Source organism: Oryzihumus sp., assembly GCF_036391795.1.
In the GTDB taxonomy this organism is placed as follows: domain Bacteria; phylum Actinomycetota; class Actinomycetes; order Actinomycetales; family Dermatophilaceae; genus Oryzihumus.
On sequence record NZ_DASVZH010000327.1, the window covers coordinates 1 to 14,959 of the forward strand.

The following is a 14,959-nucleotide window of genomic DNA, read 5'->3' on the forward strand; positions in this document are numbered from 1 at the left end:
GCGCGGCTGGGCGCCGGGCGAGCTGCCGCTGCACCTGACCTCGGCGACGGTCACCGCGACCCTGTGGGCGGCATACCTCCTCGGCGCCCTGGCGGTCGCGCTCGGGCTGTGGCGGCGCACCGCGCCGCGGCTGGGCTGGCCGCTGGTGCTGGGGCTGGGCGCGCTCGCGCTGCTCACGGCACCCTTCGGCTCGGCCGACCACACCAACTACGCCGCCTACGGGCGGATCGCGGCCCAGGGCGGCGACCCCTACCTCGTGCCGCCGGTGACGTGGGCGGGCGGCCACGACCCGGTCACCAGCGCCGTCGAGCCGCCGTGGACGCACACGCCGAGCATCTACGGTCCCGCCGCCACGGCGCTGCAGGCCCTCGCCTCGTACGTCGGCGGCGCCAACCTGCGCCAGACGGTCTGGGTGTGGCAGGTCCTCGTCGTGCTGGCGTGGCTGGGCGTGCGCTGGCTGCTGCTGCGGGCCGGGACCGGGCCGCGCTGGCAGGGCCGGGTCGACCTGCTCTGGACCGCGAACCCGGTGGTGTTCGGCGTGGTCGTGCTCGGCGCCCACGTCGACGTCATCGCCACCGCCCTGGCCCTGGCGGCGGTGCTGCTCGCGGCCCGGCACCCCGGGCTCGCCGGGCTCGTGCTGGGGCTGTCCGTGAGCACCAAGGTCACCGACGCCGTCGTGGGTGTGGCCGTGCTGTGGTCGTGGCGGGCGCTGGGACGGGCCGAGCTGGTGCGCCGGGTGCTGATGGCCGCCGCCGGGTTCGTCGTGGTCGCCGTGCCGCTGCACCTGTGGGCCGGCCCGCACGTGTTCTCCCAGCTGGAGAAGGCGCGCCGGTCGGTGTCCTTCGCGACGCCGTGGCGTCCGGTGCTGGAGTGGCTTACCGGCCCGCTGGGCGGGGGCGCCGCCCGGACCGTCGTCACGACCGCGGCCGTCGTGGTGGTCGTCGCGATGGGGCTGCTGCTCGCCGTGCTGGTCCGCGCCGCCGGGCCGGCGCCGGGGGCCGCCGACGCGATGACCGCCTCGGCGCTGCTGGCGACCCTGGTGACCGGCACGGCATACGTCCTGGGCGCGCCCTACTCGCTGCCCTGGTACGACGCCCTCACGTGGGCGACCCTGCCGGCGCTCGCCGCCAGTGCGCTCGACGGCATCCTGCTGGCGCGGCTGCTGGTGCTCGTGCTGGCCTACGTGCCGGGCCGGGTCGTGGCCATGTCGGCCGCGGTCGAGTCGTTCAGCCTCGGCGTGAGGAGGAACCTCGCCCCGTACGCCGGGATCCTCGTGTGGCTTCTCCTTGCTGGTGCCGCTGCGCGCGCGTGGCGAACCGGGGCGGGTCGGCCCGGTCGACCGGGGCGGCCACGGAGCCCGCAGCCTCCGGGGCCGGCGTCGCCACCGCCACCGCAACAGCCGGTGCGGCAGGGCTGACCGGACTGCCACGTCGGCCCCGGCGGCTGCTGCGGGTGGCGCCGCGCTCGTCGTCCTCGAGCGCCTGCACGCTCACCGCGATCACCAGCGGGATGGCCAGGGTCGCCGAGACGGCGGGGATCGCGGTGCCGGAGTCGTTCAGGGCGAAGCCGATCACCAGCGTGATGAGCAGGGCGATCAGGCCGGGGCGCAGGAGCGGTGCCCGCTCGTAGGAGCGTTGCAGCGCCCGGGAGCCCCACGAGGTCGGTCGGGCGAGGATGTAGACCATGAACGCCAGCCCGACCGGGACGAGCAGGGTGAGGCTGCTGCCGGTGAGGATGCTGAAGTTCTGCTGCGCCTTGCGCACCACGATGTCGGTCGCACCGCCGTCGATCGCGGTCTGCACGAACCGGCCCAGGTGCGAGCGTGAGTCCGGCGGGCGCAGCCAGTCCAGGAAACCCACGACGACGAGGAACAGGGCGGTGCCGCCGACGATCATGCCGGCCCGGCGCCAGGTCAGCTTGATGCCCAGCACCGCGAGGACGAGGTAGGCCACCCCCGGCAGCAGTGCGGGCGGGCCGCCGAAGTCGCTGCCCCAGGACGGTGACCCGTCGACCACGACGCCGAACAGCCCGACCATGCCGACCCCGATGGCGGCCACCACCGGGCTGTGGTTGCGGCTGAGCCGGTCGGCGACGGCGACCGCCAGGAGGAGCGTGGCCGTGGCGAACAGCGCGAACGTCACGTTGCCCATGCCGTAGAACCGGCCACCCACGACCGGCTGAAGCCCCATGAGGGAGGACAGCTGCAGCCGGGAGCCGGTCATGACGTCGGCGGCGAGCACCACCATGGTGGCGACCGAGATGACCACGAGGGGGCCGAACAGCGAGCGGCGCCACGGCCCGTTCATCGCCACGGCCGAGATGATCGCGACGAACACGCCGACCGAGGCCACCACCGCGACCATCGGCCACGGGAAGCGCCACCACGGGAAGAGGTTGGCCAGGAACGTCGCGACGGGCACGGTCGCCGCGACGACGGCCACCCGGCGCACCACGCGCAGCAGCTGCAGGCGGGTCTGCTCAGAGCCCCACCGCCGCCGCCACACCACGGCCACGAACAGGTAGATCGCCAGCTGGGAGTAGACCAGCCCGGTGAAGAACGGCGGCACCAGCGAGTGGACCTCGTGGGAGGCCAGGTCGTAGTCGACGAACGCCTGCAGGCGCTGGTGCGCTGAGTCCTCGGAGTTGTTCGGTGCCGGCTCGTTGCGCAGCGGCGTGCCGCCCAGGGTGCCTGGCACCGGGGCCCCGATGTCGCTGAGGACGGTGGGGGCGATGTCGGCGAGCTGGACCAGGCCGGGCTGCCGGGTGGAGGAGGAGTACAGCGTGCCGGCGCCGAAGTGCGGCCCCTTGAGGGCCAGCAGTCGCAGCCGCTCCGTCTGGCCGGCGTCGGCGAGGCTGACCAGCATGAGGTCGGCTCCGGCCGGCGCCTGCTGGACCACCTGCTCTATCCGGCGGTCGATCGTGCGGGCCTGCAGCGCCGCACTGCCCTGGGGCACCGGCTTCTCGGCCGGGTCGACGTCCGCCGGGTCACGCACGACGCCGACGTCGACGAGGGTCAGCGGGCAGGCGACCAGGGCGCTGGTGAGCTGGTCACCGAAGGGGGTGTAGTGGGCGACGGCGCCGTTGGACCGGGCCGCGCCGAGGGCGGCGCCCGGGCCGATCGCCTGCACGCAGAGGTTGCCGCTGGCCGCCTGGTCGCCGAGCAGGCCGAGGTGGGCGTCGAAGTTCTTGTCGGCCGCCGCCTTGAGCCAGGTGTCCCAGTGCGGCACCTTGCCGTCCGCGCCCGGACCCTGGTCGATCGTCCGGCACGGGGGCTTGCTGTTGCTGCCCTGGTCGACGTCCCCGGCCCGCTCCCCGGCGCCGAGCGTCAGCCAGCCGTCCACCGGGCAGGTGTTGGTGTGGACCGAGCGCACGGTGAGGGAGGCGGCGCCGCCGTCGCGCAGGAACGACCACATCGCCGGGGTGTCCTTCTGCGTCACGTCGCTCCACGTCAGGCCGCCGGTGCCGATCACGATGACAGGACCCGTCTCCGAGCCCTGGGCGGGTGAGCTCGAGGTGGGTCGTGCCTCGGCGGAGGCGTCGGCCGGGGACCCCGACGCGATGAACCGACCGGCGAGCGCGCCGAGCACCATCAGGACCGCGAGCACGGCGATGAGGCGGCGTCGGGTCACGGGGAACAGGCTACGACCCCTCGTCGGGTGCCGGTCCCGGCCCGTCGCGACCCACGCAGGCCGGACCCGCCACAATGGCGCGGTGACCGATCAGCGCCCCGCCCCCCGCTCGTCTGCGACCGGGCGGATGTGGCTGCTCGCGGTCCTGGTCATCATCGTGGGCTCCAGCCCGGTGTGGCTGCACTACCTGGTGTTCTGGCCGCTGGACCAGTGGCAGGTTGACGTCGAGGTCTACCGCGAGGCCGGCGTGTCCATCCTCACCGGCCGCCCCATCTACGAGGCGATGACCGAGTCGCCGCAGCTGCTGCCGTTCACCTACCCGCCGTTCGCGGCGCTGTGGGCGCTGCCGCTGGCCCTCATCCCGTTCGGGGCGGTGGGCTGGCTGTGGACCGCACTGCAGCTCGCGGCCAACACCGCGATCGTCTGGTATGCCGGGTGGCGGCTGATCCACCGGGCCGGTGCCAGGGCGCCCTTGGTCCTCGCACTGCTCGTCGTGCCGATGATCTGGCTGCAGCCGGTCGCCGACGGCATCCGCTTCGGCCAGGTCAACGCGTTCATGGTGCTCGCCTGCCTGATGGACCTGCGCCGGCCCCGGCCCGGCCTGCTCCGGCGGATCCCGCCGGGGGTCCTCGTCGGCCTGGCCATGTCGATCAAGCTGACGCCCGGCGTCTTCGTGGTGCACTACCTGGTCAACAAGCGCTGGCGGGAGGCCGCGTGGGCGGTCGGCACCGCGGTGGGGGTCACCGTCGGCACCTGGCTGCTGCTGCCGGAGGCGTCGTTCGCCTTCTGGGGCGGCGCGCTGCAGGACCCCAGCCGGCTCGGGCCCAACTCCGGCACGTCCAACCAGTCGCTGCGTGGCTTCCTGCTCCGGGTCGCGCCGCAGGGCCTGACCGGCACGGCGATCTGGCTGGTGTGCGTCGCCGTGGTCGGCGTGATCGGCTTCGCCCTGGCCCGGCGGGCCTACCGGCAGCACGACTCCATCGCCGAGGTCGCGGTCGTCGGGCTCATGGCCGTGCTGCTCTCTCCGGTGGCGTGGATCCACCACCTCCACTGGATCGTCGTGGTCGTCTTCGCCATCCTCGGCGCGGACCCGCTGCGCGACCGCAAGCGGTTGTGGGCGGCCGGCGTGGTCACGGCGTGGTTCCTGTGCCGGATGCCGTGGTGGGGCATCTCCTGGCTCAGCGACGGCTGGTCGCCGGTGTTCGTCGGCAGGATGCTGCAGAACGCCGACACGGCGGGGGCGCTGCTGGCCCTGGCCCTGCTCGGCTGGACGCTGCGGACCCGCGACGACCACGACCCGGGCGAGGCAGGTCGGGAGGGCATGCTCACACCCGACCGCTCCGGGGCGCCGCAGGTGGCGCCGGGAGCGGTCCTGGGTGAGCAGAGCCGCCTGGGCTGAGCACCCAGACTCCTCAGGCGACGAGGTCCACGCCGGCGACCTGCAGGACGGTCAGCCCGGCCATCAGCAGGCACAGCCCGGCACCGACCCGGTGCAGCGTGCCCAGCCGGATCCGCTTGAGCAGGGTCCGGCCGAGCACCGCGCCGAGCGCGGACACCGTGGCCAGGGCCAGGAAGGCGCCGATGCCCACGGGAACCGGGTCGTTGTAGCGCACCACGAGGCCGGCGGTCAGCAGCTGGCTCAGGTCGCCCCACTCGGCGACGAACAGCACGAGGAAGCTGGCCCCCACCGCGCGCCAGCCGTGCACGCCGGCGCGGGCCTTGGCGGCGAACTCGTGCTCGGTCTCGGCCTCCTCCGCCTCGGCGTGGGCGGCCCCGCGCCACAGGATGACGGCGCCGACGAGGAACAGCAGGCCGGCCACGACCTCCACCGGCGTGCGCGGCAGACGCGCCAGCAGCCCGCCCAGGGTGCAGGCGACGACCGTCTGCACGAGGAACGCGGCGGTGACCCCGACCCAGACCGCCAGCGGCTTGTAGCGCGTCGCCAGCACGAGCGTGGCGATGAACGTCTTGTCCGGCAGCTCGATCGGGAAGATCAGCACGAAGGCGGTGGCGGCGATGGCGAGGGGACTCATGGTGTCCCCGACCCTATTCGGTCGCTCCGTGGGACGTCCGGGCACGCACAGCGACCGGGCAATACGCTGCCGGGCGTGAGCATGCGATACGGCTACTTCGGCCCGGCCGGGACGTTCACCGAGATGGCCCTGCTGCGCCTGCCCGGCGTCGAGGACGTCGAGCGGGTGCCGATCGCCTCGGTCGAGGCCGCGCTGGAGGCGGTGCGCGACGGGTCGGTGGACGCGGCGGTCGTGCCCATCGAGAACTCCGTCGAGGGCGGGGTCAGCGCCACCCTGGACGCGCTGTCCTCCGGTGCCGACCTGGTCGTGGTCCACGAGGTGCTCGTGCCGATCACCTTCGTCCTGGCCGCCCGCGCGGGCACCACGCTGGCGGACGTCCGCGGCGTCGGCAGCCACCCGCACGCCTGGGCCCAGGTGCGCCACTGGATGGGCGCTCAGCTGCCGGAGGCCACCTACGTGCCGTGCCTGTCCACCGCGGCGGCGGCGGCCGGGCTGGCCGGTGGCGACACGGCATACGAGGCTGCGGTGTGCGCGCCGGTCGCGGCGCAGGCGCACGGGCTGCAGGTGCTGGCCGAGGACATCGGCGACAACCGCAGTGCGGTGACCCGGTTCGTGCTGGTGGCCCGGCCGGGCCGGCTGCCGGAGCCGACCGGGGCGGACAAGACCTCGGTGGTGCTGTTCCAGACCGACGACCACCCCGGGGGCCTGCTGGAGCTGCTGGAGCAGTTCGCCGCCCGCGGGATCAACCTGACCCGGCTGGAGTCCCGGCCCACCGGCGACGCGCTGGGCCGCTACTGCTTCTCCATCGACTTCGAGGGCCACGTCAACGACGAGCGGGTCGGCGAGACGCTGATGGGGCTGCGCCGGGTGTGCGCCGACGTGCGCTTCCTCGGCTCCTACCCGCGCGCGGACGGGGCGGTCGTCGAGGTCCGGCCGGGCACCCGCGACACGGACTTCACCGCGGCGCGGGCCTGGCTGCGGGGGCTGCGCAACGCCTGACTCAGCCGGTCAGGTGGGCGCGCAGGCCGCGCTCGCCGCCGCGCATCATCGCGGCGTGGTTGGCCCGGAGCACCGGCCGCAGCAGGAAGGACACCCGGCGCAGCACCGGGGCGTGCAGCTCCACCTCCTGCCGGTATGCCGCGTGGGTGCCTCCCGGCCCCGGTCTCAGCTCCCAGCCGGACCAGCCGTGCAGGTGGCCGCGGACCGCGGCGCGCAGCCGCAGGGCCGACTCGTCCTCCACCTCGCGGCGCAGGTGCAGGTGCAGGGTCCACGGCAGGACGCTGCGGATCTGCACGTCGCCGGACTCGTCGTCCAGCCGGGTGATCCGCCGGACCTGCGGCCACCACCGGTCGTACCGCTCGATGTCCGCGAGCACGGCGTAGACCCGCTCGGGCTCGGCGGGCAGCCGCCACGTCGTGGCGAAGCGGTAGACCGGTGGGGCCACGGGGGGTCAGACCGGGGAGGTGCGACCGCCGTCGGCCTCGCGGATGCACCACCGGGCGAGCAGGGCGCACACGATGCCGTTGGCGAAGCCGACGAGGACGTCGCTGACGTGGTGCATGCCGCGGTAGAGGCGGGCGTAGGCCACGAGGAGCGGGATGAGCGCGAAGACGGTGACGAGGGTGTTGCGCAGCCAGACCCGCTCGATCCGGGAGGCGAAGAAGATGAGGGAGAGGTAGAGCGCGGTCGAGGCGCCCACGTGGCCGCTGGGGTAGCTCGAGGTCGGCGGGGCGGGGTCGAGGTGCTGCACCGTCGGGCGGTCGCGGCCGACGACGAGGGTGGCGCCGACGAACGTCGAGGCCTGGAGGGCGATCGCGATCGCCGGGATGATCGCCAGCCACCAGCGCCGGGTCAGCGCCAGCAGCACGATGCAGGCGACGACGCAGACGCCGATCACGATCTCGGTGTTGCCGATGTGCGACCAGACCGCGGTGACCGAGTTCATCGTGGCGGTGCGGCTCCTGGCCAGGGCCTTGTTGACCGAGTTCTCGTTGTCCTCGATCGACTTCAGCGGCCCGGCCAGCAGCAGCCCGATCCCGCAGATGACCGCCCAGACGAGGATGCCCGGCAGCACGACCCGCAGCAGCAGGCTCTTGGCCACCGCCCCGGCGCCGGGGCGCTCCCGTTCGGTGGGCGGGGACCAGCGGGTGAGGACGGTCATGGTGCGGACCTTTCGATCGAGGGGGTGGCCTCGCGGGCAACCGGGCGCGGACCCCGGTACCCGGCCCACGACGCGGCGACGAGGGCCAGCGCAAGGATGACACCACCGACGACGTCAGAAGGAAAGTGGACGCCCAGGAAGACCCGGTCCAGGCAGGTCCCGACGACCACCAGCGACCCGAGCGTCAGCAGGGTCGCCTTGACGGCGCGGTGCGCCAGCGGCCACACCGCGACCGTGACGACGGTGAGGGCCAGCGCGGCGTTGAACGCGTGCCCCGAGGGGAAGCTGTATCCCGGGGAGTGCGACACGGGGTCGCTCACCACCGGGCGGGCCCGCTGCACGAGCAGCTTGACGAGGAAGCCCAGGAACCAGCCCACGAGCATGGTCGCGGCAGCCCACAGCGCCCGCGAGCGCAGGCCGCGCCGCCAGACCCAGGCGCACACCACGGACGCGACGAGGTAGACCCAGACCGGCTGCATCACCGCCTGCACCACGAGCAGCGCCTGGAGCAGGGCGGGGTGCGCGCGGGTGACGTCGGTGGCCGCGCGGATCACGGCGTCGTCCGCGTGGATGAGCGGCTGGAACCGCTCCCGCACCAGGACGGCGACCACGACGACCGGCACGAGCGCGAGGACCCCGACCAGCAGCCCCCGCCCGACCCGGCGCAGCACGTCAGACCCGGACGACGAGGGCGCCCGGCTCCACGCGGATGCCCAGCGCGAGGGCCTTGCCGATGGTGTCGCCGTCGAGCTGGACCTCCTCGGGGCGGTCGCTGCGGATGGACAGCTCCCGGCCGCGCAGGTGGTCGACCCGCTCGTGGCCCTTGCGGGTCTTGGTCAGCACCCGGGCCGCGACGGCCAGCCAGCCGACGATGCCCTTGGGTGAGAGGGTGACCGCGTCGAGCCAGCCGTCGTCGACCTCCGCCTTGGGCATGAGCACCAGGCCGCCGGTGAGCTTGCCGCAGTTGCCGACCACGACCGTGCGCACCCGGCGCGAGATCTCCGCCTCGTCGTCGACGGTGATCCGGACCTTGAACTGGGCGCCGCGCAGGTTGCGCACCCCCGCGACCCCGTAGGCCAGCCAGCCCACCCGCGCCTTGAGCGCCTCGGGGGCGCCGGCCATGATCGCCGCGTCGAAGCCGAGGCCGGCCATGACGAGGAAGACGTGCTCGGCGGGGCGCTCGTGCTCCCCGGAGGCGTCGACCCGGATCCGCCCGACGTCGACCCGCTTGTTCTGCCCGGTCAGGGCCACCTTCAGCGCCTCGGACACGTCGTCGACCGGCAGGTCGAGGTTGCGGGCCAGCAGGTTGCCGGTGCCGCCGGGCAGCAGGCCCATCGGGGTCTCGGTGCCGACCAGCACGCCGGCCACGGCACGGACCGTGCCGTCGCCGCCGAGCGGGCAGACGACGGTCACGCCCTCCTCGAGCGCCTGCCGGGTCTGGCCCTCGCCGGTGTCCTCAGCGGTGGTCTCGATGAACAGCGGCTCGGCCCACCCGGCGTCGGCGCAGCCCTTGGCGATCTTGCGCCGGACCGCCGACTGGTCCTCGAACTTGGTCGGGTTGATGATGATCGCAGCGCGACGGGGCTTGTCCTCGGCCACTGCAGCTCCTTCCGGTCGGAAGTGCTGCCGGTGGGGGCGACGCCGCGCGAAGCGGCGGGTCGCCTGCAACGCCTGGTCCACGCGGGCGCGAGCGCCACGGCTCGAGGCGGCCGTGACGGCCCCCGCGAGCAGCAGGACGAGGAGGATGGCCAGCACGGCGATCCACCCGGCGTTGTCTTTCAGCACAGCGCGGACGTTACCCGAAAGTAGGCTGCGCCCCATGGCCCGTCCCACGGCACCGACCCCGCCGCCACCAGACGACAAGGACTGGACCTGGGTGCTGCACGAGCCGTGCCCGGACTGCGGGTTCGACGCGGCCCACGTGGCCGGGACCCAGGTGCCCGACATCGTCCGTGACAGCGCGGCGCGGTGGGGCGCGGTGCTGGCCCGGCCGGACGCCCGGCTGCGCCCGGAGCCCCACGTGTGGTCCCCGCTGGAGTACGCCTGCCACGTCCGCGACGTGTGCCGGGTCTTCGCCGAGCGGGTCCGCCTCATGCTCACCACCGACCACCCGCACTTCGCCAACTGGGACCAGGACGCCACCGCGCTGGCCGAGCGCTACTGGGAGCAGGACCCCGCCCTGGTGTCGGCCGAGCTCACCGGCGCCGCCGAGCTGGCCGCCGCCCGGTTCGACGAGGTCACCGAGGAGGAGTGGGACCGGACCGGCCTGCGCAGCAACGGATCCGCCTTCACCGTCGAGACGCTCGGGCAGTACTTCGTCCACGACCTGGTGCACCACGGCCACGACGTGGGCGCGTGAGCCGGCCACCCGGCATACCCCTGCGGTTGGCCAACGGTTCGGAGCCGCGCCACGAGCGCCGATAGGCTCGGGCCCGTGATCGACATCCGACTTCTGCGTGAGGACCCTGAGGCGGTGCGCGCCTCGCAGCGCGCGCGTGGCGAGGACGAGGGGATCGTCGACGCGATCCTGTCCGCGGACGAGCGCCGACGGTCGTCCCTGACCGAGTTCGAGCAGCTGCGCGCGGAGCAGAAGTCGTTCGGCAAGAAGGTCGCCGCCGCCAAGGGCGAGGAGAAGGCCGCCCTGGTCGCCGAGGCGAAGAAGACCTCCGACCGGGTCAAGGAGCTGCAGGCCGCCGCCGACGAGGCCGAGGCCGAGCTGAACGCGCTCGTGCGCCGGGTGCCCAACGTGGTCATCGCCGGCATCCCCAGCGGCGGCGAGGACGACTACACCGTGCTCGAGACCCACGGCGCGGCGCGCGACTTCGCCGTGGAGGGCTTCGAGCCGCGGGACCACCTCGAGCTCGCCGAGGGCCTGGGCGCCCTCGACATGGAGCGCGGCGCCAAGGTCGGGGGGTCGCGCTTCTACTTCCTCACCGGGGTCGGTGCCCGCCTCGAGCTGGCACTGCTCAACATGGCGGTGGCGCAGGCGGTCGAGCACGGCTTCACCCCGATGATCACGCCCACCCTGGTCAAGGACGACGTCATGGCCGGCGCCGGCTTCCTCGACGCGCACGCCGACGAGGTCTACCGGCTCGAGGCCGACGACCTCTACCTCACCGGCACCTCCGAGGTCGCCCTCGCCGGCTACCACGCCGACGAGATCCTCGACCTGTCCCGCGGCCCGAAGCGGTATGCCGGGTGGTCCACCTGCTATCGCAGGGAAGCCGGGTCCTACGGCAAGGACACCCGCGGCATCATCCGGGTGCACCAGTTCCAGAAGGTCGAGATGTTCAGCTACTGCCGGCCCGAGGACGCCGAGGCCGAGCACCAGCGGCTGCTGGACTGGGAGCGCGAGATGCTCGCCAAGATCGAGGTGCCCTACCGCATCATCGACACCGCTGCCGGTGACCTCGGCGGTCCCGCGGCGCGCAAGTTCGACTGCGAGGCGTGGGTGCCGACGCAGGGCCGCTACCGGGAGCTGACCTCCACGAGCAACTGCACGACGTACCAGGCCCGCCGGCTCAACGTGCGCGAGCGGACCGGGTCGGGGGCGACCCGCATCGTGGCCACGCTCAACGGCACCCTGGCCACGACCCGCTGGCTCGTGGCGATCCTGGAGAACCACCAGCAGGCCGACGGGTCGGTCGTCGTGCCGCAGGCGCTGCGGCCGTTCCTCGGGCTCGACGTCCTGACCCCGCAGGGCTGAGGCGGGGCATGGCCGAGCGCCTGGTCGCCCTCGACCTCGACGGCACCACCGTCAACCACGCCGGGGAGCTCTCGCCCGCGGTGCGGGACGCGGTGCGCGCGGTCGCCGACGCCGGGGTGCACGTCGTCATCGCGACCGGTCGCTCGACGGTGGCCGCGATGCCGGTGATCGACGCGCTCGGCCTGTCCCACGGGTTCGCCGTCTGCTCCAACGGCGCGGTGACCCTCGAGCTCGACCCCTCCGAGAACGGCGGCTACCGCTTCCTCGACGTCGTCACGTTCGACCCGGCGCCGGCGCTGAACCTGCTGCGCGAGCGGATCCCCGACGCGGCGGTCGCGGTGGAGGAGCTGGGCGTGGGCTTCAAGCTCAGCAAGCCGTTCCCCGACGGCGAGCTGGTCGGGCAACTGCGCGTCGTCGAGTGGGAGGAGCTGGTGTCCGCGCCCGCCACCCGTGTCACGCTGCGCAGCCCGGAGGCCACGGCCGAGGAGTTCATGCGCCTCGTCGGGGAGGCCGGCCTGCACGAGGTGTCCTACGCCGTGGGCTGGACCGCGTGGCTGGACATCAACCCCGAGGGCGTGACCAAGGGCTCGGCGCTGGAGCAGGTCCGTCGCCACCTGTCGGTCGAGCCGGCGCACACGATGGCCGTCGGCGACCAGCGCAACGACCTGGAGATGCTGCACTGGGCCGCCCGGGGCGTGGCGATGGGCAACGCCCCGGACGAGGTCAAGGCGGCGGCCGACGAGGTCACCGGCCACGTCGACGACGACGGACTCGTGCCGGTCCTGCGCTCCCTGCTCGACTGACCGGTTCTTTGCTCAGCCGGGACGGCTTTGCTCACTCCCGGCCGGTTTCCGCCGCCGGAACCGTGTCCGCGACCGGCCTGGGCCGAGCAAAGCGGCCTGAGGTGAGCAGGGGCGCGGGCGGCCTCAGAGGCGGGACAGCGACTCGCGCAGGCCCTTCTGCGCGTCGTCGCCGAGCTTCTTCAGCGCGCCCATGAACAGGGGCAGGAGGAACTTGGCCATGCCCTGGAACTCGAAGTCGGCGGTGTAGAGGACGTCGCTGCCCGAGCCGTTGGGGCTGACCTCGATGGTGTCCGTGGCGGTGACCGTCTTGTTCTGGCCGCGCAGCTGCACGCGGTGCCCCGGCTGCACGTCGAGCACCGTGTAGGTCAGCTCGGTCTCGCGGCCGAGGACCCTCGAGGTGTTGAGATAGACGGTGCCGACCCCGCCGTCACCGCTGGTGCGCACGCACCGCACCGTGCCGGGGTCCCACTCCTCGGTGGTCGTGAAGTCCGAGAGGTAGGCGAAGACCTTCTCCGGTGACGCGTCCACCGTGACGCTGCGCTGCAGTCTCATGACCCCATCCTCACCCGGGCACGGGCCGTCGGCATGCCGGACCGGTGCACGACGGGTGCCCCAGATCCTGCGTCGGGGCGGCACGCACGCGTACGGTCGTGTCCCGTGAGGGTCGCGCTGATGGTCACCTGCCTGGGCGACGCGCTCTTCCCCGGCGTGGGCCGGGCGACGGTCGCGCTGCTGCGCCGCCTCGGGGTCGAGGTCGAGGTCCCCGCGGGACAGACCTGCTGCGCGCAGCCGATGGTCAACACCGGCTACCTCGACGAGGCGGTGCCCGTCGTGCGCACCTTCGTCGAGGCGTTCGCCGGGTATGACGCGGTGGTCGCGCCGTCGGGGTCGTGCGCGGGGTCGGTGCGTCACCAGCACGCGCTCGTCGCCCGGCGGGCCGGGGACCCGGCGCTGGCGGAGGCGGTCGCGCGGACCGCGCCGCGGGTGCACGAGCTGAGCGGGTTCCTCACGGACGTGCTCGGCGTCGAGGACGTGGGCGCGACCTTCGCGCACCGGGTGACCTACCACCCGACCTGCCACTCGCTGCGGCTGCTCGACGTCGGCGACCGGCCCACCCGGCTGCTGCGGGCGGTCCGCGGCCTGGAGCTGGTCGAGCTGCCCGGCGCGCAGGAGTGCTGCGGCTTCGGTGGCACGTTCGCGGTGAAGAACGCCGACACCTCGGTGGCGATGGGGCAGGACAAGGCCCGGCACGTGGTGGGCACCGGCGCCGACGTGCTCGTGGCCAGCGACAGCTCCTGCCTGATGCACGTCGGCGGGATCCTGTCGCGCCAGCGCGCCGGGGTGCGGGTCATGCACCTGGCCGAGGTCCTGGCTGCCACGGGGTCGCCATGAGCGCCACGTTCGTCGGGATGCCGGCGTTCCCCAAGGCCGCCCGGGAGGCCCTCGGCAACGCCCAGCTGCGGGCCAACCTCGCCCACGCCACGGGCACCATCCGGGCCAAGCGGGCCGCGGTCGTCGCCGAGGTCGAGGACTGGGAGGAGCTGCGGCTCGCCGGCGCCGCGATCAAGGACGCGACCCTGCTGCGCCTGGACGAGCACCTGCTGACCCTCGAGGCGGCGCTGCAGGCGCGCGGCGCCCAGGTCCACTGGGCCCGCGACGCGGCCGAGGCCTGCCGCATCGTCGCCGACGTGGCCCGAGCCCACGCCGTCGACGAGGTGGTCAAGGTCAAGTCCATGGCCACCCAGGAGATCGGGCTCAACGAGGCCCTGGCCGCCGAGGGCATCGCCGCCTGGGAGACCGACCTGGCCGAGCTCATCGTCCAGCTCGGCGACGACCTGCCCAGCCACATCCTCGTGCCGGCGATCCATCGCAACCGGGCCGAGATCCGCGACATCTTCGCCCGCGCCATGGCGTCGGCAGGCCGTCCCGCGCCCGCGGACCTGACCGACGACCCGGCCCGGCTGGCCGAGGCGGCCCGGCTGCACCTGAGGGAGAAGTTCCTGCGCGCCCGGGTCGCCGTCTCGGGGGCGAACTTCGCCGTCGCCGACACCGGCACCCTCGTGGTCGTCGAGTCCGAGGGCAACGGCCGGATGTGCCTGACCCTGCCGGAGGTGCTGGTCAGCGTCGTCGGCATCGAGAAGGTCGTGCCGACCTGGTCCGACCTCGAGGTCTTCCTGCAGCTGCTGCCGCGCTCCAGCACGGGGGAGCGGATGAACCCCTACACCTCCACCTGGTCCGGGGTGACCCCCGGCGACGGCCCGCAGGAGGTGCACGTCGTGCTGCTCGACAACGGTCGCACCCGGGCGCTCGCCGACGAGGTGGGCCGGCAGGCGCTGCGCTGCATCCGCTGCTCGGCCTGCCTCAACGTGTGCCCCGTCTACGAGCGCACCGGCGGGCACGCCTACGGCTCGGTCTACCCCGGCCCCATCGGCGCCATCCTCAACCCGCTGCTGCGTGGGGTCGGCCAGGACGCCCAGACCGACTCGCTGCCCTACGCCTCGACGCTGTGCGGCGCCTGCTTCGAGGTGTGCCCGGTGCGCATCGACATCCCCGAGGTGCTGGTGCACCTGCGTTCGCAGGTCGTCGACGCGCACCGCGGTGGCGTGCCGCGGCCCGAAGCGGTGGCG

14 protein-coding genes and 1 pseudogene are annotated in these 14,959 nt (G+C 73.7%); 8 read left to right on the plus strand and 7 right to left on the minus strand.

From position 1 onward, the window contains the following. Nucleotides 1-265: 265 nt before the first annotated feature. A pseudogene (locus VF825_RS20140) lies at nt 266-985 on the plus strand (glycosyltransferase 87 family protein); the annotation flags it as partial. A 241-nt stretch (nt 986-1,226) separates the two neighbouring features. Here VF825_RS20140 and VF825_RS20145 read toward each other — a convergent pair. Then, complete coding sequence (locus tag VF825_RS20145; protein WP_414695902.1) at nt 1,227-3,629, minus strand: hypothetical protein; 2,403 nt, start codon at nt 3,627-3,629, stop codon at nt 1,227-1,229. 82 nt (nt 3,630-3,711) lie between these two features. Here VF825_RS20145 and VF825_RS19810 point away from each other — a divergent pair, with 82 nt between their 5' ends. Next, the gene (locus tag VF825_RS19810; protein ID WP_331116661.1) at nt 3,712-5,028 is read left to right on the plus strand and encodes a glycosyltransferase 87 family protein; all 1,317 of its coding nucleotides are present in this window, start codon (nt 3,712-3,714) and stop codon (nt 5,026-5,028) included. 13 nt (nt 5,029-5,041) lie between these two features. Here the strand turns inward: VF825_RS19810 and VF825_RS19815 are convergent, their stop codons facing one another. After that, on the minus strand, nt 5,042-5,662 hold the full coding sequence (locus tag VF825_RS19815; protein WP_331116663.1) for a TMEM165/GDT1 family protein: 621 nt from the start codon (nt 5,660-5,662) through the stop codon (nt 5,042-5,044). A gap of 81 nt (nt 5,663-5,743) precedes the next feature. On the opposite strand from VF825_RS19815, the gene pheA reads away from it, so the two are divergent. Beyond that, complete coding sequence (gene pheA / locus VF825_RS19820; RefSeq protein ID WP_331116683.1) at nt 5,744-6,661, plus strand: prephenate dehydratase; 918 nt, start codon at nt 5,744-5,746, stop codon at nt 6,659-6,661. Nucleotide 6,662: 1 nt separating this feature from the next. On the opposite strand, the gene VF825_RS19825 is transcribed toward pheA, so the two are convergent. The 4 genes from VF825_RS19825 to VF825_RS19840 are packed head-to-tail and all read right to left on the minus strand — an operon-like array spanning nt 6,663 to nt 9,608. Then, nucleotides 6,663-7,106, minus strand: a complete 444-nt coding sequence (locus tag VF825_RS19825; RefSeq protein ID WP_331116665.1) for an SRPBCC family protein — start codon at nt 7,104-7,106, stop codon at nt 6,663-6,665. A gap of 6 nt (nt 7,107-7,112) precedes the next feature. After that, nucleotides 7,113-7,823: a phosphatase PAP2 family protein gene (locus tag VF825_RS19830; protein ID WP_331116667.1), complete on the minus strand. Its 711-nt coding sequence runs from the start codon at nt 7,821-7,823 to the stop codon at nt 7,113-7,115. After that, nucleotides 7,820-8,494 (minus strand): phosphatase PAP2 family protein, encoded by a 675-nt coding sequence (locus VF825_RS19835; protein ID WP_331116669.1) that lies wholly within the window; start codon nt 8,492-8,494, stop codon nt 7,820-7,822. Before VF825_RS19835 ends, VF825_RS19830 begins: the two co-directional genes overlap by 4 nt. A 1-nt stretch (nt 8,495) precedes the next feature. Continuing rightward, nucleotides 8,496-9,608 carry a diacylglycerol/lipid kinase family protein gene (locus VF825_RS19840; RefSeq protein WP_331116671.1) on the minus strand — a complete coding sequence of 371 codons (1,113 nt, stop codon included), beginning with the start codon at nt 9,606-9,608 and terminating at the stop codon, nt 8,496-8,498. 34 nt (nt 9,609-9,642) lie between these two features. On the opposite strand from VF825_RS19840, the gene VF825_RS19845 reads away from it, so the two are divergent. From VF825_RS19845 to VF825_RS19855, 3 genes are all read left to right on the plus strand, one after another. Then, nucleotides 9,643-10,182 carry a DinB family protein gene (locus tag VF825_RS19845; RefSeq protein ID WP_331116673.1) on the plus strand — a complete coding sequence of 180 codons (540 nt, stop codon included), beginning with the start codon at nt 9,643-9,645 and terminating at the stop codon, nt 10,180-10,182. A gap of 75 nt (nt 10,183-10,257) precedes the next feature. Next, nucleotides 10,258-11,529 (plus strand): serine--tRNA ligase, encoded by a 1,272-nt coding sequence (gene serS / locus VF825_RS19850; protein ID WP_331116675.1) that lies wholly within the window; start codon nt 10,258-10,260, stop codon nt 11,527-11,529. Between the two features lie 8 nt (nt 11,530-11,537). Further along, nucleotides 11,538-12,332: a Cof-type HAD-IIB family hydrolase gene (locus tag VF825_RS19855; RefSeq protein ID WP_331116677.1), complete on the plus strand. Its 795-nt coding sequence runs from the start codon at nt 11,538-11,540 to the stop codon at nt 12,330-12,332. A gap of 123 nt (nt 12,333-12,455) precedes the next feature. On the opposite strand, the gene VF825_RS19860 is transcribed toward VF825_RS19855, so the two are convergent. Further along, nucleotides 12,456-12,884: an SRPBCC family protein gene (locus tag VF825_RS19860; protein ID WP_331116679.1), complete on the minus strand. Its 429-nt coding sequence runs from the start codon at nt 12,882-12,884 to the stop codon at nt 12,456-12,458. Nucleotides 12,885-13,004: 120 nt separating this feature from the next. On the opposite strand from VF825_RS19860, the gene VF825_RS19865 reads away from it, so the two are divergent. Together VF825_RS19865 and VF825_RS19870 are read left to right on the plus strand one after the other, a co-directional pair. After that, nucleotides 13,005-13,724, plus strand: coding sequence for a (Fe-S)-binding protein (locus tag VF825_RS19865; RefSeq protein ID WP_331116685.1), 720 nt, complete (start codon nt 13,005-13,007; stop codon nt 13,722-13,724). Next, a partial coding sequence (locus tag VF825_RS19870; protein WP_331116681.1) for a lactate utilization protein B occupies nt 13,721-14,959 on the plus strand: 1,239 nt, incomplete at its 3' end. The genes VF825_RS19865 and VF825_RS19870, both read left to right, overlap by 4 nt.